Raw genomic sequence first — 26,959 nt, 5'->3', positions numbered from 1 at the left:
ACCACTGCAATCCGCCCCCACTCCCCTTTTACCCCGCCCCCCAAGGGGTGGGGGGGGGCCGGAGGGGCCTGGTGTGTGGACGTAAAGCGAAGCAGTCCACACACCAGGCCCCTCCGGCCCGTCACCGCACTCCGACAGCCCCGCGCAGCGGACCCCGCCCGCCGCAGGCGCAACGGCGGGGAAGCGCAAGCATCACCCGCGCCCACGCCCCGCGCAGCGGAGCCGAAACGGCGCGAGCCACCACGGCGGGAAAGCCGAAAACGTGGGGGCTAAAAAGCGGGCCGCTCAGGGTCAAAGGCCGCCACACCCTCCGCCGGCGAGGACGCCACCGCGAACCGCCGGGGCGGAATACGGCCGGCTCGGTGGGCCAAGCGTCCCGCCGCCACCGCGTGCCGCATGGCCGTCGCCATCAGCTCCGGCTCCTGGGCCCGGGTCACCGCGGAGGCCAGCATCACCGCGGCGCAGCCCAGTTCCATGGCCAGGGCGGCGTCCGAGGCCGTGCCGGCGCCCGCGTCGAGGATGACGGGGACGGTGGCCCGTTCGGTGATCAGCTGGAAGTTGTGCGGGTTGCGGATGCCCAGGCCGGAGCCGATCGGCGAGCCCAGGGGCATGATCGCGGCGCAGCCCACGTCCTCCAGCTTGCGGGCCAGCACCGGGTCGTCGTTCGTATAGGGCAGCACGGTGAAGCCGTCGTCCACCAGGGTCTCGGCGGCGTCGAGGAGCTCGATGGGGTCGGGCAGCAGGGTCCGCTCGTCGGCGACGACCTCCAGCTTGATCCAGTCCGTGCCGAGCGCCTCGCGGGCGAGCCGGGCGGTGAGCACCGCCTCACCGGCGGTGAAGCAGCCCGCGGTGTTCGGCAGCACCTGGATCTTGTGGCGTTCCAGTACGGACAGCACCGAGCCCTGCACGGTCGGGTCCAGCCGCCGCATGGCGACCGTGGTCAGCTCCGTACCGGAGGCGAGCAGCGCCCGTTCCATCACGTCGAGGCTGGGCGCGCCGCCGGTCCCCATGATCAGCCGGGACGCGAAGGTGGTGCCGGCGAGGGTGAACGGATCGTCGGTCATGTCTGCGGATCAGCCTCCCTGGACCGCGGTGAGCACCTCGACGCGGTCGCCGTCGCCGAGCGGGGTGGCGGGCCACTGGGTGCGCGGCACCACGGTTTCGTTGACCGCCGCGGCCACCCCGGCGGGTGCCTGGGACAGGGTCGCGACGAGCCGGTCGAGGGTGAGCCCGCCGGGGATCTCCCGGGTCTCGCCGTTGACGGACACGGACACGGTGGACGCGCTCATGCGCCGGCCTCGCTTCGTTCGGCGGGTGCGCCGTCGCCACCCGGGCACCTGGTCACGGTTCGCTTGCTCATACGGGCTGCTCCTCGGGGGCGCGGGTGCGCTCCGGCCCCGTCGTGGCGATGGGGGTCCCCCCGCGCCGTTCAGGCGTGGGGGAGAAACGCGCGGGGGAGAAGGGGCGGGCCTCTTCGGGGAGGCTCCCGGTGGCCAGCGCCTCGGCCATCGCGTCACCGGTGACCGGTGTCAGCAGCACACCGTTGCGGTGGTGGCCGGTGGCCAGGTGGAGGCCGGGCAGGGCGGTCGGCCCCAGGAGCGGCGCGTTGTCGGGGGAGGTGGGGCGCAGCCCGGCGCAGGTCTCGGTCAGCGCCAGCTCGGTGATGCCCGGGACCAGCTCATGAGCGTCCCGCAGCAGCTCGTAGACCCCGCCCGCGGTCACCGTGGTGTCCCAGCCCAGCTCCTCGCTGGTGGCGCCGACGACCAGCTCGCCGTTCTCCCGCGGCACCAGGTAGAGGGGCCCGCCGCGCACCACGGCCCGTACGGTGCGCGACAGGAAGGCGGGACTGCCCGCGGGCACCCGTGGCAGCCGCAGCCGCAGCACCTGGCCCTTGACCGGCCGCACCGGCGGCAGCACCTCGTCGGGGACCCCGGCGAGCCGGCCGCTGTGGCTGCCCGTGGCCAGGACGATCTGGCCGGCCGACAGCCGTGTGCCGTCGGCGAGTTCGGCGCCCGTGGCGCGCCCGCCGCCGACCGTCAGCCGCGCCGCCGCGCTCCGGTGGAACGCCACTCCGGCGCGCTCACAGGCGGCCAGCAGGGCGCTCACCAGCCGCCGCGGATCGACCTGGTGGTCGCCGTCCACTCGCAGCCCGCCGCGCACCCCGGGGGCCAGCATCGGCTCCAGGCGGCGGCACTCGCGGCCGGTGAGCCACTGGGAGTCCAGCCCGGAGCGGGTCTGCAGGGCGTGCAGCTCGCGCAGGTGGGCACGGTCGTCGGCGTCCAGCGCGACGGCCAGGGTGCCGCAGCGCCGGTAGCCGATCCGCTGCCCGGTGGCCTCCTCCAGCTCCTGGGTGAAGCGGGGGTAGCGCTGCGCCGAGGCGAGATTGAGGCCCAGCAGGGTCTGCTCGCCGTAGTGGAGCTCGGTGACCGCGGCCAGCATCCCGGCCGCGACCCGGGCCGCGCCGCCGCCGGGCGCGGGGTCGGCCAGCGCGACGGTCATCCCGCGGCCGGCCGCCCGCCAGGCGGTGACCAGGCCGATGACACCGCCGCCGAGGACGAGCACATCAGGACGCGGCGCGGCCGGTCCCGCCGGTGTGGCAGATGCGTGCATGAGAGTTCAGCCCCTCCCTTCGCCGGCATGACCCGGATCAGGTTCGTACGGTCGGAGGCCGGCCAGCCTCCCTCTCAGCCCGGTACGTCCGGGCTCCCGCGAGTGCGTGTAACCGTCACCCTAGTACGGTGCCGCGACGGGCCGTAAGGGACCGTCCTCCGGCCCCCGGGGGCCGGTACTCCGGGTCCCGCGGCGGTGACGGTGTGTCAGAGATCTCCTTGCGTGCTGCTGCGGGCGGCGTCACGGGCCGTCCTAGAGTGATCGGGTGAGCGAGCAGAGCAAGTCCTCCCAGGCCCCTGACCACACGCCGCGCGTCGTGATCGTCGGCGCCGGAATCGCGGGTGTGCAGACCGCGGTCGCCCTGCGCGAACAGGGCTGGCGCGGCGAGATCACGCTCCTCGGTGACGAGCCGCACCAGCCCTACGACCGCCCGCCGCTGTCCAAGGCCCTCCTGCTGGGCAAGACCGAGGGCGCCGCCTTCGACATCGACTTCGCCGGGCTCGACATCGACCTCCACCTGGGCCGCCCGGTCACCCGCCTGGTGCCGGACGCCCACCTCGTCGAGACGGCCGAGGGGCCCGTCCCCTACGACTACGCGGTCATCGCCACCGGCGCCGACCCGGTCGTGCTGCCCGGCAGTGAGGGCATGCCCGGCGTCCACCTGCTGCGTACCCTCGACGACGCCGAACGGCTGCGCCCGGTGCTCGCCGCGCAGCACGAGATCGTGGTCGTCGGGGCCGGCTGGATCGGCGCCGAGTTCGCGACCGCGGCCCGTGAGGCGGGCTGCGCGGTCACCGTCGTCGAGGCCGCCGACCGCCCGCTGGCCGGTGCGCTGCCCGCCGAGGTGGCCGCCCACATGACCGGCTGGTACGCGGACGCCGGGGCCGAGCTGCGCACCGGCGCCCGGGTCGCGTCCGTCACCGCGGGCGCGGTCACCCTCGCGGACGGCGCGACGCTGCCCGCCGACGCGGTGGTCATCGGCATCGGCGCCCGCCCCGCGACCGCCTGGCTGGCCGGCTCCGGCGTCGAGGTCTCCCCGCAGGACGGCTCCGTCCTCACCGACGACCGGCTGCGCACCTCCGTCCCCGACGTCTACGCGGTCGGCGACTGCGCCTCCTTCCCGTCCGCCCGCTACGCCACCCGCCTGCTGATCCACCACTGGGACAACGCCCTCCAGGGCCCCCGTACGGTCGCCGAGAACATCGCCCGCGGCGACGCCGAAGGGATGGTCTACGACCCCGTCCCGTACTTCTGGTCGGAGCAGTTCGGCCGCTTCGTGCAGTACGCGGGCCACCACGGGAACGCCGACGAACTGGTCTGGCGCGGCGACCCGGCCGGCGCCGCCTGGTCGGTGATCTGGCTGCGTCAGGGACGGCTCGTCGCGCTGCTGGCCGTGGGGCGGCCGCGGGACCTCGCCCAGGGGCGCAAGCTGATCGAGCGGGGCGTCGCACTGGACCGGGAGCGGGCGGCGAACGCGTCCGTACCGCTGAAGGCCGCGGCCGTGTAGCGGACTCCGGGCCGCCGGTTGCCGGGCGGCCGCCGTCACCCTCCGGTGTGCAGGAAGCCCCTGATGGCGATGCCCGGCTACCGGCTGTCAGTGCGAGGTGGCAGGCTTGTCCTGTGACCGAGATTGACGCAAACATCGATGGACTCGTCCCCGCCTGGCTCACCCTCCCCGATATCGCCGAACAGCTCGGCGTCGAGGTGACGCGCGTCCGGCAGCTGGTCAAGGAGGGCCAGCTGATCGCGGTGCGCCGCGGCGAGAACAGGGCGCTGCACGTGCCCGCCGATTTCATCCAGGACGACAAGGTGGTCAAGGGCCTCGTCGGTACCCTCACCCTCCTCAAGGACGACGGCTTCACCGACGCGGAGATGCTGGAGTGGCTGTTCACCCCGGATGAGAGCCTGCCCGGCACGCCCGCACAGGCGCTGCGCGAGAATCGCGGCACGGAGGTGAAGCGCCGGGCCCAGGCGCTCGCCGTCTGACCCGCCCGGCGCGCCCCCCTGAGGCCGCCGTACCCGCATCCGTAACCGCACCCGAGGGGCGTACGTGCCGGAAGGCCCGGCCCGTACGCCCCCGACCTGGGGGGAAGCCGCCCGATGACCACCGCACGACAGGCCCTGTCCGACGCCCGGCTCTACCTCTGCACGGACGCCCGGAAGCGGCAGGGCGACCTCCCGCAGTTCCTGGACGCGGTGCTCTCCTCGGGCGTGGACATCGTCCAGCTGCGCGACAAGGGCATGGAGGCCGGCGAGGAACTCCGGCACCTGGAGGTCTTCGCGGACGCCTGCCGGCGGCACGGCACACTGCTCGCGGTCAACGACCGGGCGGATGTCGCGCACGCGGCCGGCAGCGCGGTGCTGCACCTCGGCCAGGGTGATCTGCCGGTCCCGGCCGCCCGCGCCCTGCTCGGCCAGGACGTCCTGATAGGCCGCTCCACCCACGCCGAGCCGGAGGTGGACGCCGCGCTCACCGAGGACGGGGTGGACTACTTCTGCACGGGCCCCTGCTGGCCCACGCCCACCAAGCCGGGCCGTCACGCCCCCGGCCTCGACCTGGTCCGCTACACCGCGGCCCGCGCCCCCGAGCGCCCCTGGTTCGCGATCGGCGGGATCGACGCCGGGAATCTGGACGAGGTGCTGCGGGCCGGTGCCCGGCGGGTCGTCGTGGTCCGCGCGATCACCGAGGCGGACGACCCGGGAGCGGCGGCCGCGTCCCTGGCCAAGCGCATCCGGTCCTGGGACGCCTAGGCACACGCGTCCCGCGGGCCGCGGCACCCGGGGTGACCGGAATCACGTCCCGGCGTGCGGCCGGCGCGCGAGTGGCGGTTCTCCGTCGTCCGGGCCACCGGGAAATGTCCAGCCAGTGGACACGAACCCGACCAACCAGGCATTACGCCGAAGACGGTTGGTACGCGCCCCGCCGCTGGTTAACCTGCCGGTATGGCCCTAGGTACAGCTTCCACCAGGACTGATCGTGCGCACACGGTGCGCGAACTGCTCGCTTCCGGCAAGCAGTCCTATTCGTTCGAGTTCGCCGCCCCGAAGACCGAGAAGGGTGAGCGGACCCTGTGGAACGCCATTCGTCGGATCGAGGCCGTCTCCCCGACGTTTGTCTCCGTGACGTACGGCGCCGGTGGCACCTCCCGTGACGGCACGGTGCGCGCCACCGAGCGCATCGCCACCGACACCACCCTCACCCCGGTCGCCCACCTCACCGCCGTCAACCACTCCACCGCGGACCTGCGCAACATCATCGGCCAGTACGCCGACGCCGGAATCCGCAACATGCTCGCGCTGCGCGGGGACCCGCCCGGCGACCCGATGGGCGAGTGGGTCCGGCACCCCGACGGCGTCGACTACGCGGCCGACCTGGTCCGGCTGATCAAGGAGTCCGGCGACTTCTGCGTCGGCGTCGCGGCCTTCCCCGAGATGCATCCGCGCTCGACCGACTGGGACGCCGATGTGGCACACTTCGTCGCCAAGTGCCGGGCCGGTGCGGACTTCGCCATCACGCAGATGTTCTTCTACCCGGAGGACTACTTCCGGCTCCGGGACCGGGTCACGGCTGCGGGTTGCTCCACGCCGATCATTCCGGAGATCATGCCGGTGACGAACGTGCGCCAGATCGAACGGTTCGCTCAGCTCAGCAATGCGGCGTTCCCGCCGGAGCTGGCCGAGCGCATCCTGGCCGTCAAGGACGACCCCGCGGCGGTACGCTCCATTGGGATCGAGTACGCAACGGAACTGTGCGCACGCTTGATGGCCGAGGATGTTCCCGGGTTGCACTTCATTACCCTGAACCACTCCACGGCGACCCTGGAAATCTACGAGAATCTGGGGCTGCACCAGCAGTCCTGATCACGGTGGCCGGCGAGGCGGCGGAAGAGGGGCGTATATGGGCTGGACGATCCTCTACATCGCGTTCGGTCTGGTCGCCCTGTGGCTGCTCGGTGAGGTGCTGCTCCAGAACAAGGCACGGCTGCGCTGGCGGCTGCTCGCCTTCTCCGGCTTCCTCGGTGTGGTCATCGGCGTGGTCATCCCCTCGGTGATCGTGATCGGGCTGGGCCTGATCGCCTTCGCCCTCGGGCAGACGCAGGTCACGCTCTCCTTCCGCCGCGGCTTCACCACCGGCTGGGCGCTGGGCGTCGGCAAGTCCGGCGACAGCCGGCGCCGGCGGGCCCGCCCGTCCGGCCCGGCGGCAGCGGAACCCACCCTCCAGGTCTCCGGCCTGGAGGCGGTACCGCCCACCGGCGGCAGCGGCCCGGTCCCCGACGGCGGCCCGGACACCTTCGAGAGCACCGGCGGCTTCCAGAGCCGCGACGTCTTCGCCGCGCAGGAAACCGCCGCCGGGCAGGACGTGTTCGCGCCCCAGGACACCTTCGCCGCACAGCAGCAGACCACCGCGGGGCAGGAGGCCTTCGCCGCCCAGGAGACCTTCGTCGGGCAGGGCTCCTACGGCGGGCCGGGCGGCTACCCGTACACCCCCGACGACGGCTACCGCGGCCAGGACCCCTACCAGCCGCAGCAGGACCAGGACCCGTACGCGACGCAGGCGTTCGCCGTCCAGGACGACTACACACGGGCCGAAGCCGCCGCGGTCTACGCTCCGCAGCCGATGCCCGAGGAGACCGGCCAGTACGGCGTCTACAGCCCCGATGCCCGCGGTCAGCAGGACGGTTACGGCTACGACGCCTACAACGGCGCCGCCGCCAACGGCAACGGCTATGCGTACGACGGGAGTTACGGCCAGGGCGGCCCGGCCGCGCAGGACCCCTACGCCGACCCCTACGCGGGATACGGCGACGCCGCGGGCCAGGGCGGACAGGCGCCCTACGCCGACCCCTACCTCGGCACCCAGCCGTACGCCTACGACCCGTACCAGCAGTCCGACCCCTACGCCCAACCGCCTTACGCGGCGCAGCAGTACGACGCTCAGGGGCAGCCGCTGGGCCAGTACCCGGGCCAGGGCTACGGGGAGACCCCGCCCGGCGGCGTCTGGGTCCCCCAGCAGCGCGACGGCGACCTCCCGCCCGAGCAGCCCTACCCGCCCTACCAGCAGCCGGGCTACGACGGGCAGCAGTACCGCTACTGAGCCGCCGGCCGGGCCGGTGACGCGACGGCCGGGCGGGTGACCGTGACGGGCGCCGGAGCCGGGGCCGCGGCCGCTGCGATCCCGTCACAGACGACGGGGCGACGGGCCTCCGCGGCAAGTGGCGCCGCTCGCAAGGCCGTTGCTCACCTGTGGTGGTGCGCGCCCGGCCTGCCGTGGGCCCTCAACTCCCGTGGTGCGTCACGTGGAGCCGTGCCAGTCGTCGCCGTTCACGATCAGGCCCGCGACGATCGCACCGGACATCCCGGCATGGGCCGGGCCGCCGCCCGGGTGCGACCAGCCGCCGACCGCGTAGAGCCCCGGTATCCGGGTGCGGTTGCCGGGCCGCAGGAACCGGCCCTCCCGGCCCGCCAGTGCCGGACCCGGCACCAGCGCCTCATCCGACGGCGGCAGCACCTCCCGCCACAGCACCCGCTCCCGCAGCCCGGGAACCGCGGCCTCGGCGGCCTCGGTCATCCGGTCCGCGTCGGCCGCGAGGGCCTCCCCGTCGGACCAGTCGACCGGTCCGGGCGGAGCCACCGTCGCCGTCAGGGTCACGGCCTCATGGGCGTCGTCGGGCCGCGTGGCCGGGTCGTCCGGACGCAGCACCGTCACCGTGGGCCGCTCGCAGGGGGTCCGCAGGCCGTACCCGTCGCCGAACACGCCCGCCAGCTCGGCCGTGCGGTCCGCGGCATGGACCACCGTCCGGTGAGCGGCGTCCCCGGGGCGCGCGCCGCGCAGCGCGAGGCAGACCGTGAGCCGTGCGGTGGCGCGGTCGCCCGGCCCCAGGGCGGGGCGGACATCCTCCGCACCCCACGGCTCCCGCCCCCGGCAGAGCTCCACGAGCCGTACCGGGTCGACGCCCGCGACCACGAACTCCGCCTCGGACACCCGGCCGTCGGCCAGCTCCACGCCCGCCGCCCGGCCGTCCTTCTCCACGATCCCGGTCACCGCCGCCCCGAAACCGAACTCCACCCCGCGCGCCACACAGCGCTCGTACAGCGCCTCAGCCAGCGCCCGCATCCCGCCGCGCGGATACCAACTGCCGAAGGTCTGCTCCATGTACGGCAGCACGACGGCGCTCGCCGGGGCGCTGCGCGGGTCGAAGCCGTACGCCAGCGCATGGCTCTCCAGCAGTGCGATCAGCCGGGGATCGGCCAGCTCGCGGCGGGCCACCTCGGCGAGGGTGGCGGTGGTGGGCCCCTTGCCCCGGCCGAACAGGCCGCGCCTGCGGACCGCCGGATACGGATCGCGCCCCAGCACCCGCCAGTCCTGCCACAGCGGCTCCTCCAGGAGGGGTCGCCGGGTGGCGTCCCAGGCGTCGCGGGCGCGGGCCACCAGGTCGCTCCAGCGCTCCCCGGAGCCCGCGCCCAGCGCCTCGTCCAGGGCCGCCAGCACGCCGGCCCGCGAGGCGTTCGGCAGCGAGAACGCGGTGCCGTCGGCGAAGACATGGCGGGCGGCGGGGTCGACCTGGGACAGGTCGACACAGCTCTCCAGCGGCTCCCGTCCGGTCTTGAGGAACAGGTCGCGGTAGACGGCCGGCAGATGCAGCAGTCCGGGTCCCGTGTCGAAGGCGAAGCCGTCCCGGGCCAGCCGCCGCACCGCGCCGCCGTACGTCGCGTCCCGCTCGAACACCGCCACCCGGTGGCCCGCGACGGCCAGCCGGGCAGCGGCCGCCATCGCGCCCATCCCGGCGCCGATCACCGCAATCCGTGCCATGCCTGCGACTTTATCCGGACCCACTGACAACGCCCGCACGGCTGTGGAGAACGGGCCTGCCGGCGGCCGCACGCCACCGGTGGAAGCCCGCCGTCAGGCCACCGGAGGCGCCGCACCGCCCGCCGTGGCGAGCCGCTTCTCCGTGCGCCGCTGCCGCCGCCGCTGGAGGAACCGGCGGATGCGCGACCACAGGAACACCACCACCGCGATCCCCGCGGCCAGCAGGGTCCCCGCGATGACCGCGGCGGCCACCGGGTGGAACACGGCGAGGGCGATGAGCCCCGCGACGCCCAGATCCTCGGCCAGGCTCAGCACGATGTTGCTGGCCGGCTCCGGCGAGGTGTTGACCGCGATCCGCGTGCCCGCCTTGACCAGATGGCTCAGCAGCGCCGTGGAACCGCCCACCGCGCCCGCCGCCAGCTCGGGCAGCGACCCGTCGTGGCCGGCCAGCAGCGCCGCCACCACACCGCCCGCGACCGGCCGGACCACCGTGTGCACGGCGTCCCAGGCCGAGTCCACGTACGGGACCTTGTCGGCGACGGCCTCGGCCACGAACAGCACCCCGGCCACGATCAGCACGTCCGGGCGCTGCAGCGCGGCGGGCACCTCGTCGGTGAGGCCGGCCGCGCCGAGCAGCCCGAAGAGCAGGACGACGGCATAGGCGTTGATCCCGCTCGCCCAGCCACTGGTGAACACCAAGGGAAGTACGGACACGCCGCAGATCGTAGGCCCCGGGCTGGGGGCCGGTGCTCAGCTTTGAGTATCCGTACTCAGACGCCGAGATGAGTAGGTACGCGGATGGGCCGGAGCCCGCCCGGACGGAAGAGTGGGGACCACGGAAGGGAAGCGGCGCCGCACCGCCGACACGGGGCGGCGGAGCGGCGCGGCTCCCGGACGTGACGGGGGAACACGGGGGAGCACGGGGGAAGCGCTGTCCTGGTCGGATCGATGGGGGAACGATCCGTGCCAGGGCAGCGCACTTTTCTGCGCGTGCCCGGGGGGAACGACACGGGGTGCGCGGCGTACCCGACCACTACGGCGCGCACTCTCCCGTCTCCGGGAGCGTTTCCGTCACTGCGAGGGCCGGCCGCTGATCCGCCCCTGGAGCAGCCGCGACAGCGCCGCGTGCACGTCGTCGATCGACCGGTCCGGCTGGTACGACTGCCAGTCCAGGGCGGCCACCAGGACCATCCCGAACAGCGCCGAGGCGGTCAGCGGGATGTCGATCTCCTCGCTCAGCTCCTCACGGGCCACCGCCTCCCGCAGCACGTCCTCCACCACCGTGATGGCCCGCTGCCGCACCACCATCAGCGTCGACTGCCAGGCCCGGTTGGTGCGCCACAGCTCCGCGACGTAGAGCTGGGTGAGCGCCGGGTAACGGGAGATGAAGTCCAGCCCGGCCCGGATCATCGCGTCCAGCGCGTCGACCCGGCTGCCGCCACGGGCGGCCGTCTCCTCCGCGGCCTCCTGCAACGAGGTCGCCAGCATCTCGATGCCGTGCCGCAGCAGCTCTTCGAAGAGCACGTTCTTGCTCGCGAAGTTGTAGTAGACGGTGCCCTTCGCGACCCCCGCCCGCTCGGCGATCTCGTCCACCGTGGTGGAGGAGAATCCCTGTTCGGCGATGAGCGTGACCGCGGCCTCGAAGAGTTTGCGCCGGGTCGCGTCGCGGCGTGTAGTGGAGCTGTCCATGGGGGCGATTGTGCCGCCCCCGGCGGGTGTGCGCTCACAGGCTCAGTTCTGGATGGAGGTCCTTCATCCGCACCACCTGGCGGCCGCGCGCTGTCAGGGACGTCAGCGCCAGTGCCCCCGCGGTGAACGCCAGCAGCACCACACTGCCCTGCCACACGGGCGCGAGATCACCGCCCGTGATCAGCCGGCGCAGCCCCTCCACGATGTAACTCATCGGCAGATACGGGTGGATGGCGGCGAAGAAGCCGGGACTGGTCTGCACCGGGTAGGTGCCGCCCGCCGAGGTCAGCTGGAGCATCAGCAGCGCCAGCACCAAGATCCGCCCGGCCGGTCCGAACTGCGCGTTCAGCCACTGCACCAGAGCCGAGAAACACGCCGTGACCAGGACGAGGAAGCCGATCGTGCCGGCCGCCCGCACCATCTCCAGACCGAGCCCGAAGTGCAGTACGGACATCAGCGCCGCGGTCTGCAGCACCCCCACACCGAACACCGGCAGCCAGCCGGACAGCGCCACCCGCCAGGAGGCCGCGCCCATCGCCAGCGCCCGCCGGTTGAGCGGCTGGATCAGCATGTACGCCACCATGGCGCCGACCCACAGGGACAGCGGGATGAAGTACGGGGCGAACCCGGTGCCGTAGTTGGGCGCCTTGTGCGCGGCGTCCGAGGACAGCTGCACCGGGTCGGACATGACCAGGGTGCGCGCGTCGCGGTCCTTCCTGCCGTAGTCGGGGATCTGCTTCGCCCCGTCGTGCAGCCCGCCGGCCAGCTTCTGTGAGCCGTCCGAGAGCTTGAACATGCCGCCGTTCAGTGTCTGCGCGCCGTCCTTGAGCCGGCCCACACCGGAGTCGAGGTCGCCGATCCCGTCCGCCGCGCGGCCCGTACCGTCGTGCAGCCGGTGCGCACCGTCGTTGAGCTCGTCCGCGCCGTCGGCCAGCCGGGCGTTGCCGGCGGACAGTTTGCGCGCCCCCTCGGACACCTTGTGCGCCCCGTCGTTCAGCGCGTTGATCTTCTTGACCGCGGCGTCCATGTCGGCGCCCAGCGTGGGCCCGCGCCGCGCCAGCTCGTCCGCCAGGGAGTGCAGCGTGCCCAGGTCCCGGTCCAGCTGGTCGAGGTTCTTCTGGTCGTGGACGTACCCGCTGATCTCCTCGGCCTTGTCCGCCGCGGTGGCCGCCTCCTCCTTGAGCTGCTTCAGCTCCGCGCAGGACGTGTCGAGCCGTATTCCGCCCTCACAGCGCAGCCGGTAGTAGGAGGACAGGTGGTCGGACATCCCCCGGGAGAGCTTCGCCCCCGTGGAGGCCGCGGCGGGCAGCTTGTCCAGGTGGTCACGGATCGCCTGCGAACCGTCGGCGACGAGCCGCGCCGCCTCACCGATCTCCTTGCCGTGCGCCCGCACGAACGGCCCCACCTTGCCGACGACTCCGTTGACCTTGTCGGCCAGCTGCTGCGTGCCCTGCGCCACCTGCCCCGAACCCTCGGCCAGTTGGCGCGAGCCCCGGGCCGCGGTCCCGGCTCCCCGGGCGAGATCGGAGCTGCCCCGGGAGAGCCGCCCCGCGCCCGCGTCGAGGTCACCCAGGCCGGTGACCAGCTTGCCGCTGCCGTCTTTGGCGGTGCCCAGGCCGTCGGCCAGCTTGCCCGTGCCGTGCCGGGCCTGCCCGATGCCGTCCTCGAGCCGGTCGGCGCCGTCCGCGGCCTGTTCGGTTTTGCCGTGCAGCGTCGAGAACGAGACGAAGATCTTGTCGAGGAAGGTGCGCGCCGACTTCGTGGAGGCCGCGGAGCGCACCTCGGAGAACACCGTCCGGGAGATCTGCCCGACGATGTAGTTGTTCGCGTCGTTCGTCCGCACCTTGAGGGCGCCGGTCTCCGGATGGTCCCCGGAGCTGGAGGCGATCCGCCGGCTGAAGTCCCCCGGGATGGACAGCGACAGGTAGTACGAGCCGTCCTCGACGCCGCGTGCGGCCTCCTTGGCGTCCACCGGCCGCCAGTCGAAGGTGTGGCTGTCCCGCAGCCCGGAGACGATGCTGTCGCCCGCCGAGATCCGCTTCCCGTCGACGGCCGCGCCGGTGTCCTCGTTGACCAGCGCGACCGGGATCTTGTCCAGCCGCCCGTACGGGTCCCAGAACGACCACAGGTAGAGCGCGCCGTACAGGAGCGGCAACAACAGGAGGGCGGCCAGCGCGGCGCGCGGCATCTTGCCCCTCCCGAACCGCCTCAGCTCAAGCGCGGCCAGTTTCGGCGAGCGCATCGGCCGCCCCCTCCTCGTCGTCCCCGTCGCCGGCGGGCGCGCCGCCCGGTGTGCGGTCCGCGCCCGCGGCGCCGCCCGCCGAGGACGGACCGCCCGTGCCGCCCTCGCCGTCCGCGCCCTCTCCGCTGTCCTTGCTGTCGGAGCCGCCCTCGCTGCCCTTGCCGTCCTCGCCGTCCGTGGTGGCGGTGGAGGTGCCGGGCGCGTCCTCGGGGGCGGTCGGTTCGGGGCGCCCGCCCGTACGCACCAGCACCACGTCCTCGTCGCCCTCCGGCGGCTCGCTGCACACCGCGAGCACCGTGGTGCCGGCCGACGCGAGGCCGCGCAGCATCGTCCAGGCCGCGCCGCGCTCCTCGTCGGACAGCTTCAGATCGGTGTCGTCGACGGCCAGCAGCCGGGGGCCGCCGATCAGCGCGAGCGCCACGGACAGCCGCAGCGCCTCCAGCCGTTCCAGGTCGCGCACGGACGTCCGCACCCCCTTGGGCAGCGACTCCGGATCGAGGCCGGCCGCCGCCAGCGCGCTGTCCACCAGGGCGCGCGCCGCGGCCCTGCGCTCGTGCCGTGGCCGCAGCAGCGCCCGCAGTGAACCGCCGAACCGGCCCTGCAACAGGGCGCGTTCACGCAGATGCTCGCCCACGGTGAGTGCCGGGTCCAGCTCGGCGACCCCCGGCACATGGGCGAGCGCGGTGACCGAGCGGACCGCGGCCTTCTTCTTCGGCAGCGGCAGCCCGCCGACCTCGGCGGTGCCCGCGGCGGTCTTCATCCGGCCGGTGAGCGCGAGCAGCAGACACGTACGGCCCGAGCCCGAGGGGCCCTGTACGGCGATCAGTGAGCCGGGTCCGGCGGTGAAGCCGATGTCCTGGAACGCCCATCCGCGGGGGCCCTTGACCCCGAATCCCGCGGCCGTGACCGCCGCCCCGTGCGGGGTGCTGTCCACGATCCCCTCCCTTGAACTGACTGGTCAGTTCAAAAAGTATCCGCACCCCGCGCCCCGTTCCGCAAGGGGATGACGCGAACCCGCTCCCGCCAATCCGCGCGCACATTCCGCCTCTTCTGACGAAAGTGCAGGTCAGTGCCGATTGTCAGTGGCGTACGTCACGATGGCTGCATCCGGTCCGAAATCGGCATTCGGTCCCGAACCGGCATGCGACGACAGGAGGTTCGTCATGGCAGCTCGTCCCACCGGGGGCAGCTCCGCTGCGTACGGTCCCCCGAGCGATGTCCACCCCGTCCTGCGGCGGTCGGCCGCACCACCCGCCGCACTCGACCTGCTCGCCCAGGCCCAGCAGGGCCTCGACGACGCCCAGACCCTCGAAACCCCCAACGAGCGGTTCGCCACCGCCCATCTGGCCGCACTGCGGACCGCCGCCGCCGTCCTCGCCGTCCGCGGCCGGCCGGAGACGACCCTGCGCCGCAGGCAGCGTATCCGCAGCGCCTGGGAGGTGCTGCCCGAGGTCGCACCCGAACTGGCTGAGTGGAGCGCCCTGTTCGCCGCCGGCGCCGCCCGCCGCGCCAAGGCCGAGGCCGGTATAGCGGGCGCCGCGAGCCGTCGCGACGCCGACGATCTCCTGAGGGACGTGGCCATGTTCCTGCGCCTGGTGGAGCGGATGCTGCTCCTCCAGCCCTCCCTGCCGCCCCAGCGGGAGCGGACGGGATGACCAGCGGCTGAGCCGGGCGAGCTGGCGGAGGGGGAGCGGGGTGGGTGGGTGGGGCGGGGGCCCGGGGGAGGGAGGAGAAGGGGGAGAGCGCAACAGTGGACACCCGCCCCACCGCCCTCCCGCCGAGCGCCACACGCGTCACGGCTGCCTCTGCAGGCGGCGGAGGGCGCGGGACGGAATAGGGTGGTGGACGCCTAGACGTTCATGCCCCCGCCGAGGAGCCACCCGCCGTGTCTGACCCGCTGCGCCCGCGCGCATCCCTTCGTACCGCCGTGGTCTGGGAGGTCCTCAAGGACGCCTTGGAGCGCAGGGTCAAGGCCGCCGGCCGCGACGCCCTGGACGTCCTCGACACCGGCGGCGGCACCGGCAACTTCGCCGTGCCGGTCGCCCGCCTCGGCCACCGCGTCACGGTCGTCGACCCCAGCCCCAACGCCCTCTTCGCCCTGGAGCGCCGCGCCGCCGAGGCCGGCGTCGCCGACCGGGTGCGGGCGGTCCAGGGCGACGCCCACGGCCTGTTCGACGTCGTCGAGCGCGGCGGCTACGACGCCGTGCTCTGCCACGGCGTGCTGGAGTACGTCGACGACCCGGCCGAGGGCGTCCGCAACGCCGTCGACGCGCTGCGCCCGGCCGGCACCCTCAGCCTGCTCGCGGCCGGTCTGGGCGGCGCCGTCCTCGCGCGCGCCCTCGCGGGCCACTTCAACGAGGCGCGCCAGGCCCTCACCGACCCGGCCGGACGCTGGGGCGAGGGCGACCCGGTGCCGCGCCGCTTCACCGCCGACCAGCTCACCGAGCTGGTGTCCGCCACCGGCCTGCAGGTCGGCGCGGTCCACGGCGTACGGGTCTTCGCCGACCTGGTCCCCGGGGTGCTCGTCGACACCGAGCCGGGCGCCATGGAAGCCCTGCTGAAGCTAGAGGCGGCCGCCGCCGAACAGCCCGCCTTCCACTCGGTGGCCACCCAGCTGCACGTCCTCGCCGAGCGCGACTGACCCACGCGGCTCACGCGACTACCGCGTGCAGTCGGCCACAGACCACCCGATCAGCCCCTTCGCCCCGTATGATCGGGGTACGACGTTCCGGCATGACGGACCGGCGGGTGGGGAATGCAGGCAGCATCACCACCGGTCCCCGTGGCGGCCCGGACGGTGAACTGGCGTCGAGGGGCGGGTTTCACGGGGACGATTCCCTGCCTATCCTGAAAGGGTCGCACCCCGGTCGCCCCCCGCGACCGACGAGTAGGAGGACTCCGTGCCGCTCTCGGAGCACGAGCAGCGCATGCTCGAGCAAATGGAGCGAGCGCTGTACGCCGAAGATCCCAAGTTCGCGACAGCGCTTGAGGGAAGCGGGCTGCGTACGTACACCCGGCGACGGGTCTACCAAGCGGTCGCGGGCTTCCTGGTGGGTATCGCCCTGCTCATGGCCGGCATGGTCGCGCAGCAGATCTGGATCAGCGTGGTGGGCTTCCTCGTCATGCTCGGCTGCGCCGTGCTGGCGGTCACCGGCTGGCGCAAGGCTCCCAAGCCGGGCGAGCAGCCGTCCGGTGCGGGTTCCGGAGGGGGCACGGCTGCCCAGGTTCGCCGTCAGGCCAGGCAGCGGCGCTCGATGATGAACCGTATCGAGGACCGCTGGCAGCGACGCCGGGACGAACAACAGGGCCACTGAGCCACGACCGGGCGGGGCGGGACCGTGAAGTGGCGAACGAGCCCGCCGCGCCCGTCGAGAGCGTCTTCCTGAGCGTGTTCAGCGCGCCCTGGGAGACGTTCTTTTCGTCGCTTTCGCTTTTCCCTTTTCCTTCCAGTTGCGCCGCGCAGCGCTGTGCCGCATTCTTTCCCGCCGCTTCTCGACGGCCGGGCTGAGTTTCCGCCGTCCCAGTTCGCCGTTTCCGGCCCGCAGTTCGCCCTCGGCCGGGCCGGGGCGGGCCTGAGGTTTCGCCGCCGATTTCCCGCACTTTCGGGGCACGGCAGTGTTCTCCGTCGGTGCTGGAAGACCCTGTGTGCCGGGCCCGCCCGATCTTGCCGGGCGGGCCCGGCACACTTTCGTGCCGTGCGGTCAGACCCTCCGTGGCCCCGGCCGGACGGCGGCCAGTGCGCGCCGGGCCGCGGCCACCGGGCGGCTGGTACGGCACCGGAGCGTCAGCGCCGCCCAGCGGGCCGACCAGGCCCAGCGGAGCCGGGCCGCGGAGCGCGGGGCGAGCTGGGCCCGCAGCCGCAGGCCGCGGCTTGCGCCGGCCGTCAGCCCGGCCCGCACCTGCTCCACGTCCGGGGCGAGCCCGGACACCGGCCGCGGATGCGGGGCGTACAGGACCTGCTCGACCGCCGTGGCGACTCTGCGGGCGGCCGCGGCGGACTCCGGTGGCAGAGCCGCGAGGCGGACGATCCGCTCGGCGGCCTTGCGCGGGGTCAGTGACTCGTCCGGCAGGATGCCGAAGTCCCAGGCGGTGTCCAGCAGCTCCCGCCAGGCGGCGAGGGTGGCCGCCGCGGTGTCGCCGTCCGGGGCCGCCAGCCGTCCGGAGCGTATGCGCCGGCGCCACAGCAGCGGGCCCGCGGGCAGCAGCAGGACGAGCAGCGCGGCCGGTGCCATGGCGACGAGGGTCCAGGGGGACGAGCCGTCGCCCGGCGGCTGGGTGCCGGACTCCGCGGGCAGCGTGACACAGGCCGTACCGGAGCCGGACCGCCGCTCATCGGGGCCACAGGACGGGTCCGCCGAGGGGCTGTCCGAGGGGGCCGTGGACCGGGAGGGCTCGGGGGCCGGGTTGTCCCGGCCGGGGGTGTCCGGGGCGTCGGGGTAGGCGTAGTCCGGGATGCTGCCGCGGCTCGGGGTCGGTTCGAAGCGGGTCCAGCCGATGCCCTGGAAGTACAGCTCCGGCCAGGCGTGCGCATCCTTGAGGCCGACCGAGGTCGTGCCGTCGGGCTGCTTGGTGCCGGGGGTGAAACCGACCGCCACCCGGGCCGGGATGCCCAGCGTCCGGGCCATCGCCGCCATCGAGAACGAGAAGTGGACGCAGAAGCCCTCCTTCTGCCGCAGGAACCGCGCGATGGCCTCGGCACCGCTGCCCGCCCGGACGTCCGTGTTGTAGCTGAAGCCGCCGTTGAGCGCGAACCAGTCCTGGAGCTTGACGGCCTTGGCATACGTGGTCGGGGCGCCGCGGGTGACCTGACGAGCGGTGGTCCGGACGACCTCCGGCAGCGAGCGCGGGACCTTGGTGTACTCGCGCAGCAGCCCGGAGGGGGGCGCGGGGGCGGCGGCCAGCTGCTGGGAGGTGGGCCGCACCTGGATGCTCTCGACCTGGTACTGCAGGCCGCGGGTGTTCTGACCGCGGTCCCCGACGAGTGTGCGGCCCTTGGGCTCGAAGCGCCAGCGCCCGGAGATGTCCACCTTGGACGCCGGGTAGGGGAGCGGCAGCCAGTTCTGCGCGTACCACTCGGCGGTCGAGATCGAGGTGTTGACGCGGTTGAGGTCGACCGTGGGGCTGAGGCCGGGCGGCTCCGGCAGCCGGTCGGGGACGTCCGTGACCGTGCGCTCGGACGGCTTCCAGGTCGTGCCGTCGAACTGGTCGAGGGCGACGATCCGCAGATACAGATCGCGGGTGTCGGCGGCGGTCGTGCGGTAGTTGAGGACTTCCTTGTCCTCGGGCTGGTTGAGGCTGTCCTGCAACGACACCAGGGGGTTCACCGCGGAGATCGTGCCGCCTCCGCCGCCGGGGCCCCCACCGCTGCCGGAGCCGCCGAACAGCCCGCCGCCGAGGGACGGCAGCAGGGCGGGCACCGCCAGGGCGATGCCGAGGACCAGCGCGCCGATCCTGCGGCCCGTACGGACCGGGGCCAGAGCCGTGCCGCCGAGGGCGGCGAAGCCCGCCCGGCGCTCCGGCCCGCCCGCCGTGCCCCCGCCGAACACCCGGCCCCACTGGGAGAGGCGGTCACGGCCCTCGGCCAGCAGAAGCAGCAGATAGCCGGCCGCCGCGATCAGGAACCGCAGCCAGCCCGCGCCACCCTGGGACAGCCCCGCCGCCACCGAGTACAGCGCGAGCAGCGGCAGCCCGGCGGGCGCCGCACTGCGGTACGTGACCGCCAGCGCGTCCACGATCAGGCCGATCAGCAGCACCCCGGCGACCAGCAGCAGCCGGATACCGGGGGTGACCGGGGCCGGGGAGGCGTACCGGCCGACGTCCCGTACGCCGGCCTCCACCAGCCGGCCGAACTCCGCGATCGCGTCCGGGCCCGGCAGGATGCCGAGGATCGCCTCGCCCGGCGTGAAGAGCAGGGTCATCAGCAGCACCCCGGCCAGCAGCTGTGCGCCGATGACCAGCGGTCCGGCCAGCGGCGTCCGGCGGGCGGCCGCGCCCACCCCCGTCACGACGGCCAGCAGGGCCGCCGCCTCGATCAGCCAGTCGATCGGTTCCACCAGCGGCAGCAGCGCGCCGGCGGCACACAGGGTGGCCACCGCCGCACACAGCGCCAGCCGCGCCCGGCCGCTCATGCCTGTGCCTCACTTCGCTCGGGGCCGCCGGGGCAGGGCCCGCGCCGGCCGCTGGTCCGGTCGCGGGGGCACCGCGCTCCCGGTTGTCCGTCGGCGGGCGGCCGCCGGTCCCTCAGCGCTCGCCCGTCCCTGATACGTCCACGGCACACGTCCCCGTTCATGGCCGGCCTCCCGTCACCGTCTCCGGGGCGCCCGACCGGTCCGCGGCCGCGCGCCACAGGGCAGCGAGGCTGTCGCCGGGTGCCACCGGCAGCGCCGTCCAGCCGGTCTCCCGCAGCAGCCGCAGACGCTCGGCCACCGGGACCTGGCCGTCGGAGAACCGGATGCCGCCGGGGCCCTGTGTCCAGGCGTCGCCGTCCAGGACGAAGGCCACGGCCGCGCCGCTGCGCTGCCGTATCCGCCCGGCGACCGCCGCCTGCTCCTCGTCCAGATCGCCGAAGAAGGCGACCAGTAGTCCTTCGGTGCCGCCGCGCAGGGCGTCGTACGCCGCCGACAGGCCCGTCCGCTCGGAGTGCTCCACGACGGCGAGGGTGTCCAGCAGCAGTCCCGCGGTGTCGGCGGAGTCCGTGCCGCCCGCGAAGCCGCCGGTGCCGTCGGGGCCCGGTACCGAGCTGCCGGTGTCGGTCAGCAGCCGCACCGAGTAGCCGCGCTCCAGCAGATGCACCGCGGTGGAGGCGGCGCCCGCCACCGCCCACTCGAAGGGCGAGTCGGGGCCCGAGCCCGGATGGGCGGTCTCGCGGGTGTCGAGCAGGACCGTGCAGCGCGCCTTCTGCGGCTGCTCCTCCCTGCGGACCATCAGCTCGCCGTGGCGCGCGGTGGAGCGCCAGTGGACGCGGCGCAGATCGTCGCCGTGCCGGTAGCCGCGCGGGATGACGTCGTCCTCCCCGGTCAGCGCCGGGGAGTGCTGCCGCCCGTCGCCGAACCCGGTGGCCTCGCCCGCCTGTGGCACCGCCGGCAGCGGTTCGACCCGCGGCACGACCGTCAGGATATCGGCGGCGCTGAACGAGCGGGTCAGCTCACACATCCCGAACGGGTCCGACAGCCGCAGCTGCAGCGGCCCCAGCGGATAGCGTCCCCGCAGGTCGGAGCGGACCCGGTAGGAGACCTCGCGGCGGCCGCCGGCCTCGACCCGGTCCAGGATGAAGCGCGGCCGGGGCCCGAGGACGTACGGCACCCGGTCCTGGATCATCAGCACGCCGGTCGGCAGCCGGGAGACGTTCTCCATCCGCAGCCGCACCCGGGACTCGGTGGCCGCGGGCACCCGTGAGGGGGCGAGCGTCCGGCTGCCCACGACGCGGTAGCGGGTGCGGTGCAGGACCAGGACGCACACCAGCGGGAGGGCGGCGAGCAGCAGACCGACCCGCAGCAGATCCGCCTGACCGAGGAGGTAGGAGCACACCGCGGCGGCCATCCCGGCCGCCAGGAACGACCTGCCCCGGGTGGTCAGCCCCCCGAGGGCCGCCCGCAGCCCGTCCCGCTCCGGAGCGCCCTCGCTCCCCCCGCCGGACATCACAGCCCCCGTACGCCGGGTGCCCGCCGTCCGGGCGTCCGCCACGGCGGTGCGGACGGGTCGGGGACCGGGACGCGCTGCAGGATCTCCAGCACGATCTGCTCGGCCGTCCGGCGGTTCAACTGGGCCTGGGCGGTGGGCAGCAGCCGGTGCGCGAGCACCGGCACGGCCAGTGCCTGGACGTCGTCCGGGAGGGTGTACTCCCGGCCCTGGAGCGCGGCCGCGGCCTTGGCGGCGCGCAGCAGATGCAGGGTCGCCCGTGGTGAGGCGCCGAGCCGCAGCTCGGGGTGGCTGCGGGTGGCCGACACCAGATCGACGGTGTACCGGCGCACGGTGTCGGCGGCATGGACCGTACGCACCGTGTCGATCAGCTTCACGATCTCGTGGGCGTGCGCGACCGGCTGGAGGTCGTCGAGCGGGGAGGCCCCGCCGTGCACGTCCAGCATCTCCAGCTCGGCCGCCGGGCTGGGGTAGCCGATCGACACCCGCGCCATGAAGCGGTCCCGCTGTGCCTCGGGGAGCGGGTACGTACCCTCCATCTCCACCGGGTTCTGGGTGGCGACCACCATGAACGGTTCGGGCAGCTCGTAGGTGTGCCCGTCCATCGTGACCTGGCGCTCCTCCATGGACTCCAGCAGCGCCGACTGGGTCTTGGGCGAGGCGCGGTTGATCTCGTCGCCGATCACGATCTGGGAGAAGATCGCGCCGGGCTTGAACTCGAAGTCCCGCTGCTGCTGGTCGAAGATGCTGACGCCGGTGATGTCGGAGGGCAGCAGGTCCGGCGTGAACTGGATGCGGCGCACCGAGCAGTCGATGGAGCGGGCCAGTGCCTTGGCGAGCATGGTCTTGCCGACGCCGGGCACATCCTCGATGAGCAGATGTCCTTCGGCCAGCAGCACGGTCAGTGCGAGCCGTACGACCTCCGGCTTGCCCTCGATCACTTCCTCCACCGACCGGTGAACCCGCTCCGCGGTGGCGGTCAGCTCTCCCCCTGCGCCCGGCTTCGCCCGCGCGGGGGGACCCCCGAGGCTCGCTCGTTCGTCATACGCCGTCACTCGGCCCTCCTCGGCCCGTACTACGGGCCGATGCCCCCTTTGCGGACCCGGCCCACCCCGACAGCGCGCATCGCACCCGGCCGGGGCCGGGACGACGGCACCTACGCATTCTTGCTGTCCGCGCGGCTTCGCGTCATGACCTGTGGATAACTCACAAGGTTATCTCCCGGCGTTCCGGGCGAACCCGGCTTTCCGGGCCGGTGCGGAGAGCCGGGAGGACCGGGGGCGGGGTCAGCGCTGCGGGTCGATCTCCCGCAGCAGGCCGGTCGTGACGTCGAAGACGAAGCCGCGGACGTCGTCGGTGTGCAGGAGGAAGGGGGAGGTGCGCACCCGCTGCATGGACTGCCGGACGTCCTCGTCGAGGTCCTTGAACGCCTCGACCGCCCAGGTGGGGCGCTGTCCGACCTCGGCGGCCAGGTCGTGGCGGAAGTCCTCGGTCAGGCTGAGCAGTCCGCACCCGGTGTGGTGGATGAGGACGACGGAGCGGGTGCCGAGGGCGCGCTGGCTGATCGTCAGGGACCGGATGATGTCGTCGGTGACCACTCCGCCGGCGTTGCGGATGGTGTGGCAGTCGCCGAGTTCGAGGCCGAGCGCGGCGTGCAGGTCGATCCGGGCGTCCATACAGGACACGACGGCGACGTTGCGGACGGGCCGGGCATCCATCCCGGGGTCACGGAAGTCGGCCGCGTAGCGCTTGTTGGCCGCTACGAGACTGTCGGTGACCGTGTCACCGGTACGGACGGCGGCGCCGTCGGCGGAGGGGGGCAGCGGCTGCGACGCAGGTATGGACATGGATTCACCGTAATCGGCGGCGGTCGATTCAGCCGCAGGAGAGGTCGGGCATAGGGGTCATCATCACTCCTTGTGAGGTAATCCACAGGTCCGCACGTCTCGCCGCCGTCCGGGTGACAGGACCGGGAGAAAGGCGGCGGGAAAGCCGTCGGGGGACGCGCGGAACCAGTTGATTGACCGGGGCAGCCGGTGGACTAAAGTGGCGCGAAGTGGGAGGCGTGACGCTCTCCTTGGATACCGGATTCCTCGCGTGCGCGCGTCGTACGTACGGCTCGGCCTCCTCCCGCTCCCTTGGTCATCCGACGTCACTTCCCCGTCGCCGGAGGGCCACTTCCCCTTCAGAGCGGGCGGGGACCAAGCGGTACGTGCGGCATCCCCCAGCCAGCGGCCGGGGCCCCACCTGCCGCCCAGCCCATCGGAAGGCACATGAGCGAGCGTAGCGAGCGAATCAGGAAGAGGTGCGCGCTCTGCCCCGGCAGGCGGGCCGGGCACGGCGAGGCCGCCGCATGAGCGCCAACACCCGCCACGTCCCCGTCATGCTCCAGCGGTGTCTGGACCTGCTCGCCCCCGCGCTCGCCGAGCCCGGAGCGGTCGTCGTCGACTGCACCCTCGGCCTCGGAGGGCACAGCGAGGCGCTGCTGTCCACCTTCCCGGCGGCCCGGCTGATCGCCCTCGACCGCGACCCGTCGGCCCTGAAGCTGGCGGGCGAGCGGCTCGCCCCGTACGGCGACCGCGCCACCCTGGTACACGCCGTCTACGACGAGCTCCCCGAGGTCCTCGACCGGCTCGGGACCCCGCGCGTCCAGGGCGTGCTGTTCGACCTCGGCGTCTCCTCCATGCAGCTCGACGAGGCCGACCGCGGCTTCGCGTACGCGCAGGACGCCCCGCTGGACATGCGGATGGACCAGTCGGCCGGCATCAGCGCCGCCGATGTCCTCAACACCTACGCGCCCGGTGAGCTGGTCCGCATCCTGCGCTCCTACGGAGAGGAGAAGCAGGCCAAGCGGATCGTCGAGGCCGTCGTACGTGAGCGCGCCAGGGAGCCGTTCACCAACAGCGCGCGGCTGGTCGAGCTGATCCGTGACGCGCTGCCGCAGGCCGCCAAGCGCACCGGCGGCAACCCCGCCAAGCGCACGTTCCAGGCGCTGCGCATCGAGGTCAACGGGGAGCTGACGAGCGTGGAGCGAGCCGTCCCGGCGGCCGTGAAGGCGCTCGCTGTGGGCGGCCGGATCGCCGTGCTCGCCTACCACTCGCTGGAGGACCGCCTGGTCAAGCAGGTCTTCGCGGCCGGCGCCGCCAATACGGCGCCGCCCGGCCTGCCGGTCGTCCCCGAGCGCTACCAGCCCCGGCTCAAGCTGCTCACCCGCGGCGCCGAACTCCCCACGGAGGAGGAGATCGCCGAGAACCGCCGCGCCGCCCCCGCCCGGCTGCGCGGCGCGGAGCGCATCCGCGAGAACGTCGAGGACACCGCATGAAAGCCCCGGGGCAGCGCGGCGGACAGAAACGTCTCGCCGCGCTGCTCCCGTCCGGCGCCGGAGGTCGCGGCACCGCGGCACGCACACCCTTCGTGCTGCTCATCGTCGTCCTCCTCGGCTCCGGACTGATCACCCTGCTGCTGCTCAACTCCGCGCTCAACCAGGGCTCGTTCGAGCTGAGCAAGCTGGAGAAGCGGACCGAGGAGCTGACGGACGAGCAGCAGGCGCTGCAGCAGGACGTGGACGCCTACTCCGCCCCGGGCGCGCTGGAGCGGCGGGCCCGGAAGCTGGGGATGGTGCCCGGCGGCAGCCCGGCGTTCCTGCTCCCGGACGGCACGGTCCGCGGCAGAACGAGCGTGGCCGGACCGGAGGGCGCGCCGCTGAGCAGCTCCGCCGGACCGTCGCCCCTGGGCGGGACCGGCCGCACCGCCCTGCCCCGCCCGGCCGTGCCGCCGGTCCCGGCGCTGTCCGGCGTGCTCGGCCCGGACAGCGCCCCGGGCGGCGCGGCGGAAGCGGCCGCTCCGGCTCCGCAGGCCTCCCCGGCACCTCCGGCGCCCCTGACCTCATCCGCCCCGCCCGCGCCCGGCACCGCGGCCGCCCCCTCCCCGACGACCTCCGGCAGGTGAACGCGGCATGACCGAGCCCAGGGACCCCCGCCGGGTGCCGCGCCCCGCCCAGCGCGGCGGCCGGGCCGGCAGCGGCACCGGCCGCCCGCCCGCCGCCCGGCGCCCCGCACCCCGTCCCGGCTCCCGGCCCGGTCAGCCCCGGCCCGCCGCCCGTCCCGTACGCCCCCGGCCCGGCTCCCCGGCGCTCCGGCTCGGCAGCCCGCGCCCGCGGCTGCGGCTGGTCGCCCTCGGGCTGACGCTGATCATGATGATCTTCGTCGTACGGCTCTTCCAGGTGCAGGCCGTGGACGCCGCGGCGTTCGCCGCCAAGGCCAACGAGAACCGCTATGTCCCGGTCAAGCTGGCCGCCGAGCGCGGTGCGATCAAGGACCGCAACGGTGTGGACCTGGCGACCACCGTCGACGCGTACGACATCACCGCCGACCCCAGCCTGCTGGCGCCCGAGAAGACCAAGATCGACGACGCCCCGCAGCGGGCCGCCGCGCTGCTCGCGCCGATCCTGGGCCAGGACCGGGCCACCCTCGCCGAGAAGCTCGACCGGCCCGCGGCGCGCTACGCCCTGCTCGCCCGGCAGCAGAGCCCGCAGGTCTGGAAGAAGATCAGGGACCTGCGCAGGACCCTCGACGCCAAGGCGGCCGCCGCCCCCAGGAACGCGCCCCGGCCCGACGTCCTGGTCGGGATCTTCGCCGACAAACACAGCAAGCGCCTCTACCCCAACAAGAACCTCGCCGCCGGCGTGCTCGGCTTCGTCAACGGCGACGGCCGGGGCGGCGGCGGCCTGGAGGCGCGCCTGGACAAGCAGCTGGCGGGCAAGGACGGCAAGCTCGTCTACGCCCAGTCCGGCGGCCGCCGGGTGCCCACCGCCGACACCCAGGAACACCCCGCCGTCCCCGGCAGCGACGTCGAGCTGACCCTGGACCGCGACATCCAGTGGGCGGCCCAGCAGGCCATCACCCAGCAGGTCGCCAAGTCCGGGGCGGACCGCGGCTATGTCGTCGTCCAGGACACCCGTACCGGCGAGATCCTGGCGCTCGCCAACGCACCCGGCTTTGACCCCAACGAGGTGGCGAAGGCCGATCCGGAAGCGCTGGGCAACGCCGCGCTGACCGACGCGTTCGAGCCCGGGTCCACCAGCAAGGTGATGTCGATGGCCGCCGTCCTGGAGGAGGGCGCCGCCACACCCGCCACCCGGGTCACCGTGCCCAACCGGCTGCACCGGGGCGACCGGCTCTTCGCCGACGACGTCGACCACGAGACCTGGCACCTGACGCTCAACGGTGTGCTCGCCAAGTCCAGCAACATCGGCACGATCCTCGCCACCGGCCAGCTCGGCCGGACCCAGCCCGAGGCCAACCGGGTCCTCTACTCCTACCTGCGCAAGTTCGGGATCGGCCGGCCGACCGGGCTCGGCTTCCCCGGGGAGACCGACGGCATCCTCGCCAAGCCGCAGGACTGGAACACCTCGCAGCAGTTCACCATCCCGTTCGGCCAGGGCCTGTCCCTCAACGCCATACAGGCCGCCTCCGTCTACTCCACGATCGCCAACGGCGGTGAGCGCATCGCGCCCTCCCTGGTCCGCGGCAGCACCGGCCCCGACGGGCACTACGCGCCGGCGCCCGCGCCCGCGAAGAACCGGGTGATCAGCAAGAGGACCGCGGGCACGCTCGCCACCATGCTCGAATCGGTGGTGGACGACGAGGAGGGCACCGGAGCGAAGGCGAAGATCGACGGCTACCGCGTCGGCGGCAAGACCGGCACCTCCAACCGGGTGGACCCCCGGACCGGCCGCTACCACGGCTACACCGCCTCGTTCGCCGGCTTCGCCCCCGCCGACAAACCCCGCATCACGGTCTACTGCGCCGTCCAGAACCCCACTACGGGCAGCTATTTCGGCGGCCAGGTCTGCGGCCCGATCTACCAGCAGGTCATGGCCTTCGCGCTGAAAACCCTCCAGGTCCCGCCGACCGGCGCCAAGCCCCCGCGGCTGCCGGTCACCTTCACGCCAGGCCAATGAAATCGAG

Annotated in this window: 23 protein-coding genes and 1 riboswitch; of the genes, 11 read left to right on the top strand and 12 right to left on the bottom strand. The window is 73.7% G+C overall.

The annotated features are described in order from the left end of the window. Window positions 1-269: 269 nt before the first annotated feature. From ACGFN2_RS26780 to thiO, 3 genes are all read right to left on the bottom strand, one after another. Window positions 270-1,064: a thiazole synthase gene (locus ACGFN2_RS26780; RefSeq protein ID WP_362601481.1), complete on the bottom strand. Its 795-nt coding sequence runs from the start codon at window positions 1,062-1,064 to the stop codon at window positions 270-272. 9 nt (window positions 1,065-1,073) lie between these two features. Next, window positions 1,074-1,289 carry a sulfur carrier protein ThiS gene (gene thiS, locus ACGFN2_RS26775; protein ID WP_362601484.1) on the bottom strand — a complete coding sequence of 72 codons (216 nt, stop codon included), beginning with the start codon at window positions 1,287-1,289 and terminating at the stop codon, window positions 1,074-1,076. Between the two features lie 67 nt (window positions 1,290-1,356). Beyond that, window positions 1,357-2,610, bottom strand: coding sequence for a glycine oxidase ThiO (thiO, locus tag ACGFN2_RS26770; protein ID WP_393364657.1), 1,254 nt, complete (start codon window positions 2,608-2,610; stop codon window positions 1,357-1,359). Continuing rightward, a riboswitch (TPP riboswitch) is annotated at window positions 2,608-2,720 on the bottom strand. Its footprint overlaps the gene before it by 3 nt. Window positions 2,721-2,875: 155 nt before the next feature. Here thiO and ACGFN2_RS26765 point away from each other — a divergent pair. From ACGFN2_RS26765 to ACGFN2_RS26745, 5 genes are all read left to right on the top strand, one after another. Continuing rightward, window positions 2,876-4,117, top strand: coding sequence for an NAD(P)/FAD-dependent oxidoreductase (locus ACGFN2_RS26765; protein WP_393364654.1), 1,242 nt, complete (start codon window positions 2,876-2,878; stop codon window positions 4,115-4,117). Between the two features lie 113 nt (window positions 4,118-4,230). Beyond that, entirely contained in the window at window positions 4,231-4,596 is a 366-nt protein-coding gene (locus ACGFN2_RS26760) for an Rv2175c family DNA-binding protein (RefSeq protein ID WP_362601492.1), read from the top strand. 114 nt (window positions 4,597-4,710) lie between these two features. Next, window positions 4,711-5,361, top strand: coding sequence for a thiamine phosphate synthase (gene thiE, locus ACGFN2_RS26755; RefSeq protein ID WP_393364651.1), 651 nt, complete (start codon window positions 4,711-4,713; stop codon window positions 5,359-5,361). Window positions 5,362-5,553: 192 nt separating this feature from the next. Beyond that, entirely contained in the window at window positions 5,554-6,471 is a 918-nt protein-coding gene (gene metF / locus ACGFN2_RS26750) for a methylenetetrahydrofolate reductase [NAD(P)H] (RefSeq protein ID WP_393364647.1), read from the top strand. 37 nt (window positions 6,472-6,508) lie between these two features. Beyond that, window positions 6,509-7,705 (top strand): hypothetical protein, encoded by a 1,197-nt coding sequence (locus tag ACGFN2_RS26745; RefSeq protein ID WP_393364644.1) that lies wholly within the window; start codon window positions 6,509-6,511, stop codon window positions 7,703-7,705. A 198-nt stretch (window positions 7,706-7,903) separates the two neighbouring features. On the opposite strand, the gene ACGFN2_RS26740 is transcribed toward ACGFN2_RS26745, so the two are convergent. From ACGFN2_RS26740 to ACGFN2_RS26720, 5 genes are all read right to left on the bottom strand, one after another. Next, complete coding sequence (locus ACGFN2_RS26740; protein WP_393364641.1) at window positions 7,904-9,421, bottom strand: phytoene desaturase family protein; 1,518 nt, start codon at window positions 9,419-9,421, stop codon at window positions 7,904-7,906. A gap of 93 nt (window positions 9,422-9,514) precedes the next feature. After that, the gene (locus tag ACGFN2_RS26735; protein ID WP_393364638.1) at window positions 9,515-10,135 is read right to left on the bottom strand and encodes a DUF4126 domain-containing protein; all 621 of its coding nucleotides are present in this window, start codon (window positions 10,133-10,135) and stop codon (window positions 9,515-9,517) included. Between the two features lie 357 nt (window positions 10,136-10,492). Beyond that, window positions 10,493-11,110: a TetR/AcrR family transcriptional regulator gene (locus tag ACGFN2_RS26730; protein WP_393364635.1), complete on the bottom strand. Its 618-nt coding sequence runs from the start codon at window positions 11,108-11,110 to the stop codon at window positions 10,493-10,495. 34 nt (window positions 11,111-11,144) lie between these two features. After that, a complete protein-coding gene (locus ACGFN2_RS26725) occupies window positions 11,145-13,352 on the bottom strand; it encodes a YhgE/Pip family protein (protein WP_393364632.1) in 2,208 nt (735 codons plus the stop codon). Then, window positions 13,324-14,286 carry an ATP-binding cassette domain-containing protein gene (locus tag ACGFN2_RS26720; protein ID WP_393364629.1) on the bottom strand — a complete coding sequence of 321 codons (963 nt, stop codon included), beginning with the start codon at window positions 14,284-14,286 and terminating at the stop codon, window positions 13,324-13,326. The genes ACGFN2_RS26725 and ACGFN2_RS26720 overlap by 29 nt, the downstream gene beginning before the upstream one ends. A 229-nt stretch (window positions 14,287-14,515) precedes the next feature. Between ACGFN2_RS26720 and ACGFN2_RS26715 the strand changes: the two genes are divergently transcribed. The 3 genes from ACGFN2_RS26715 (at window position 14,516) to ACGFN2_RS26705 (ending at window position 16,666) form a co-directional block, all read left to right on the top strand. Beyond that, on the top strand, window positions 14,516-15,007 hold the full coding sequence (locus ACGFN2_RS26715) for an SAV_6107 family HEPN domain-containing protein (protein WP_362601516.1): 492 nt from the start codon (window positions 14,516-14,518) through the stop codon (window positions 15,005-15,007). A 230-nt stretch (window positions 15,008-15,237) separates the two neighbouring features. After that, entirely contained in the window at window positions 15,238-15,993 is a 756-nt protein-coding gene (locus ACGFN2_RS26710; protein WP_362601519.1) for a methyltransferase, read from the top strand. 259 nt (window positions 15,994-16,252) lie between these two features. Then, window positions 16,253-16,666: a DUF3040 domain-containing protein gene (locus ACGFN2_RS26705; RefSeq protein ID WP_362601521.1), complete on the top strand. Its 414-nt coding sequence runs from the start codon at window positions 16,253-16,255 to the stop codon at window positions 16,664-16,666. Window positions 16,667-17,053: 387 nt separating this feature from the next. Here ACGFN2_RS26705 and ACGFN2_RS26700 read toward each other — a convergent pair whose 3' ends face one another. The 4 genes from ACGFN2_RS26700 to ACGFN2_RS26685 form a co-directional block, all read right to left on the bottom strand. Beyond that, on the bottom strand, window positions 17,054-19,480 hold the full coding sequence (locus ACGFN2_RS26700) for a transglutaminaseTgpA domain-containing protein (protein ID WP_393364624.1): 2,427 nt from the start codon (window positions 19,478-19,480) through the stop codon (window positions 17,054-17,056). 157 nt (window positions 19,481-19,637) lie between these two features. After that, a complete protein-coding gene (locus tag ACGFN2_RS26695; RefSeq protein ID WP_393364621.1) occupies window positions 19,638-20,990 on the bottom strand; it encodes a DUF58 domain-containing protein in 1,353 nt (450 codons plus the stop codon). Beyond that, entirely contained in the window at window positions 20,990-22,045 is a 1,056-nt protein-coding gene (locus tag ACGFN2_RS26690) for an AAA family ATPase (protein ID WP_393364618.1), read from the bottom strand. Before ACGFN2_RS26690 ends, ACGFN2_RS26695 begins: the two co-directional genes overlap by 1 nt. 231 nt (window positions 22,046-22,276) lie before the next feature. Next, window positions 22,277-22,837, bottom strand: a complete 561-nt coding sequence (locus ACGFN2_RS26685) for a carbonic anhydrase (RefSeq protein ID WP_362601532.1) — start codon at window positions 22,835-22,837, stop codon at window positions 22,277-22,279. 506 nt (window positions 22,838-23,343) lie between these two features. Here ACGFN2_RS26685 and rsmH point away from each other — a divergent pair. Genes rsmH through ACGFN2_RS26670 form a run of 3 tightly spaced genes read left to right on the top strand, consistent with a single transcriptional unit; the run spans window position 23,344 to window position 26,952 of the window. Continuing rightward, window positions 23,344-24,312 carry a 16S rRNA (cytosine(1402)-N(4))-methyltransferase RsmH gene (gene rsmH, locus ACGFN2_RS26680; RefSeq protein WP_393364614.1) on the top strand — a complete coding sequence of 323 codons (969 nt, stop codon included), beginning with the start codon at window positions 23,344-23,346 and terminating at the stop codon, window positions 24,310-24,312. Further along, window positions 24,309-24,938, top strand: a complete 630-nt coding sequence (locus ACGFN2_RS26675) for a septum formation initiator family protein (RefSeq protein WP_362601538.1) — start codon at window positions 24,309-24,311, stop codon at window positions 24,936-24,938. Before rsmH ends, ACGFN2_RS26675 begins: the two co-directional genes overlap by 4 nt. Before the next feature lie 7 nt (window positions 24,939-24,945). Continuing rightward, on the top strand, window positions 24,946-26,952 hold the full coding sequence (locus ACGFN2_RS26670; protein ID WP_393364609.1) for a peptidoglycan D,D-transpeptidase FtsI family protein: 2,007 nt from the start codon (window positions 24,946-24,948) through the stop codon (window positions 26,950-26,952). The last annotated feature ends 7 nt before the right edge of the window (window positions 26,953-26,959 follow it).

The sequence above is a fragment of the Streptomyces sp. NPDC048612 genome (assembly GCF_043199295.1).
Lineage (GTDB): Bacteria > Actinomycetota > Actinomycetes > Streptomycetales > Streptomycetaceae > Streptomyces.
The sequence above is the reverse complement of the archived record's forward strand: the minus strand, read 5'-3'. Positions and strand labels throughout refer to the sequence as shown.

Excerpts from the sequence above, each read along its gene's own strand:
- ACGFN2_RS26685 (WP_362601532.1), bottom strand. The coding sequence starts at position 22,837 with ATGTCCATACCTGCGTCGCAGCCGCTGCCCCCCTCCGCCGACGGCGCC.
- thiE (WP_393364651.1), top strand. The coding sequence starts at position 4,711 with ATGACCACCGCACGACAGGCCCTGTCCGACGCCCGGCTCTACCTCTGC.
- ACGFN2_RS26670 (WP_393364609.1), top strand. The coding sequence starts at position 24,946 with ATGACCGAGCCCAGGGACCCCCGCCGGGTGCCGCGCCCCGCCCAGCGC.
- ACGFN2_RS26675 (WP_362601538.1), top strand. The coding sequence starts at position 24,309 with ATGAAAGCCCCGGGGCAGCGCGGCGGACAGAAACGTCTCGCCGCGCTG.
- thiS (WP_362601484.1), bottom strand. The coding sequence starts at position 1,289 with ATGAGCGCGTCCACCGTGTCCGTGTCCGTCAACGGCGAGACCCGGGAG.
- ACGFN2_RS26700 (WP_393364624.1), bottom strand. The coding sequence starts at position 19,480 with ATGAGCGGCCGGGCGCGGCTGGCGCTGTGTGCGGCGGTGGCCACCCTG.
- rsmH (WP_393364614.1), top strand. The coding sequence starts at position 23,344 with ATGAGCGCCAACACCCGCCACGTCCCCGTCATGCTCCAGCGGTGTCTG.
- ACGFN2_RS26695 (WP_393364621.1), bottom strand. The coding sequence starts at position 20,990 with ATGTCCGGCGGGGGGAGCGAGGGCGCTCCGGAGCGGGACGGGCTGCGG.
- ACGFN2_RS26780 (WP_362601481.1), bottom strand. The coding sequence starts at position 1,064 with ATGACCGACGATCCGTTCACCCTCGCCGGCACCACCTTCGCGTCCCGG.
- ACGFN2_RS26715 (WP_362601516.1), top strand. The coding sequence starts at position 14,516 with ATGGCAGCTCGTCCCACCGGGGGCAGCTCCGCTGCGTACGGTCCCCCG.
- thiO (WP_393364657.1), bottom strand. The coding sequence starts at position 2,610 with ATGCACGCATCTGCCACACCGGCGGGACCGGCCGCGCCGCGTCCTGAT.
- ACGFN2_RS26745 (WP_393364644.1), top strand. The coding sequence starts at position 6,509 with ATGGGCTGGACGATCCTCTACATCGCGTTCGGTCTGGTCGCCCTGTGG.
- ACGFN2_RS26730 (WP_393364635.1), bottom strand. The coding sequence starts at position 11,110 with ATGGACAGCTCCACTACACGCCGCGACGCGACCCGGCGCAAACTCTTC.
- ACGFN2_RS26725 (WP_393364632.1), bottom strand. The coding sequence starts at position 13,352 with ATGCGCTCGCCGAAACTGGCCGCGCTTGAGCTGAGGCGGTTCGGGAGG.
- metF (WP_393364647.1), top strand. The coding sequence starts at position 5,554 with ATGGCCCTAGGTACAGCTTCCACCAGGACTGATCGTGCGCACACGGTG.
- ACGFN2_RS26740 (WP_393364641.1), bottom strand. The coding sequence starts at position 9,421 with ATGGCACGGATTGCGGTGATCGGCGCCGGGATGGGCGCGATGGCGGCC.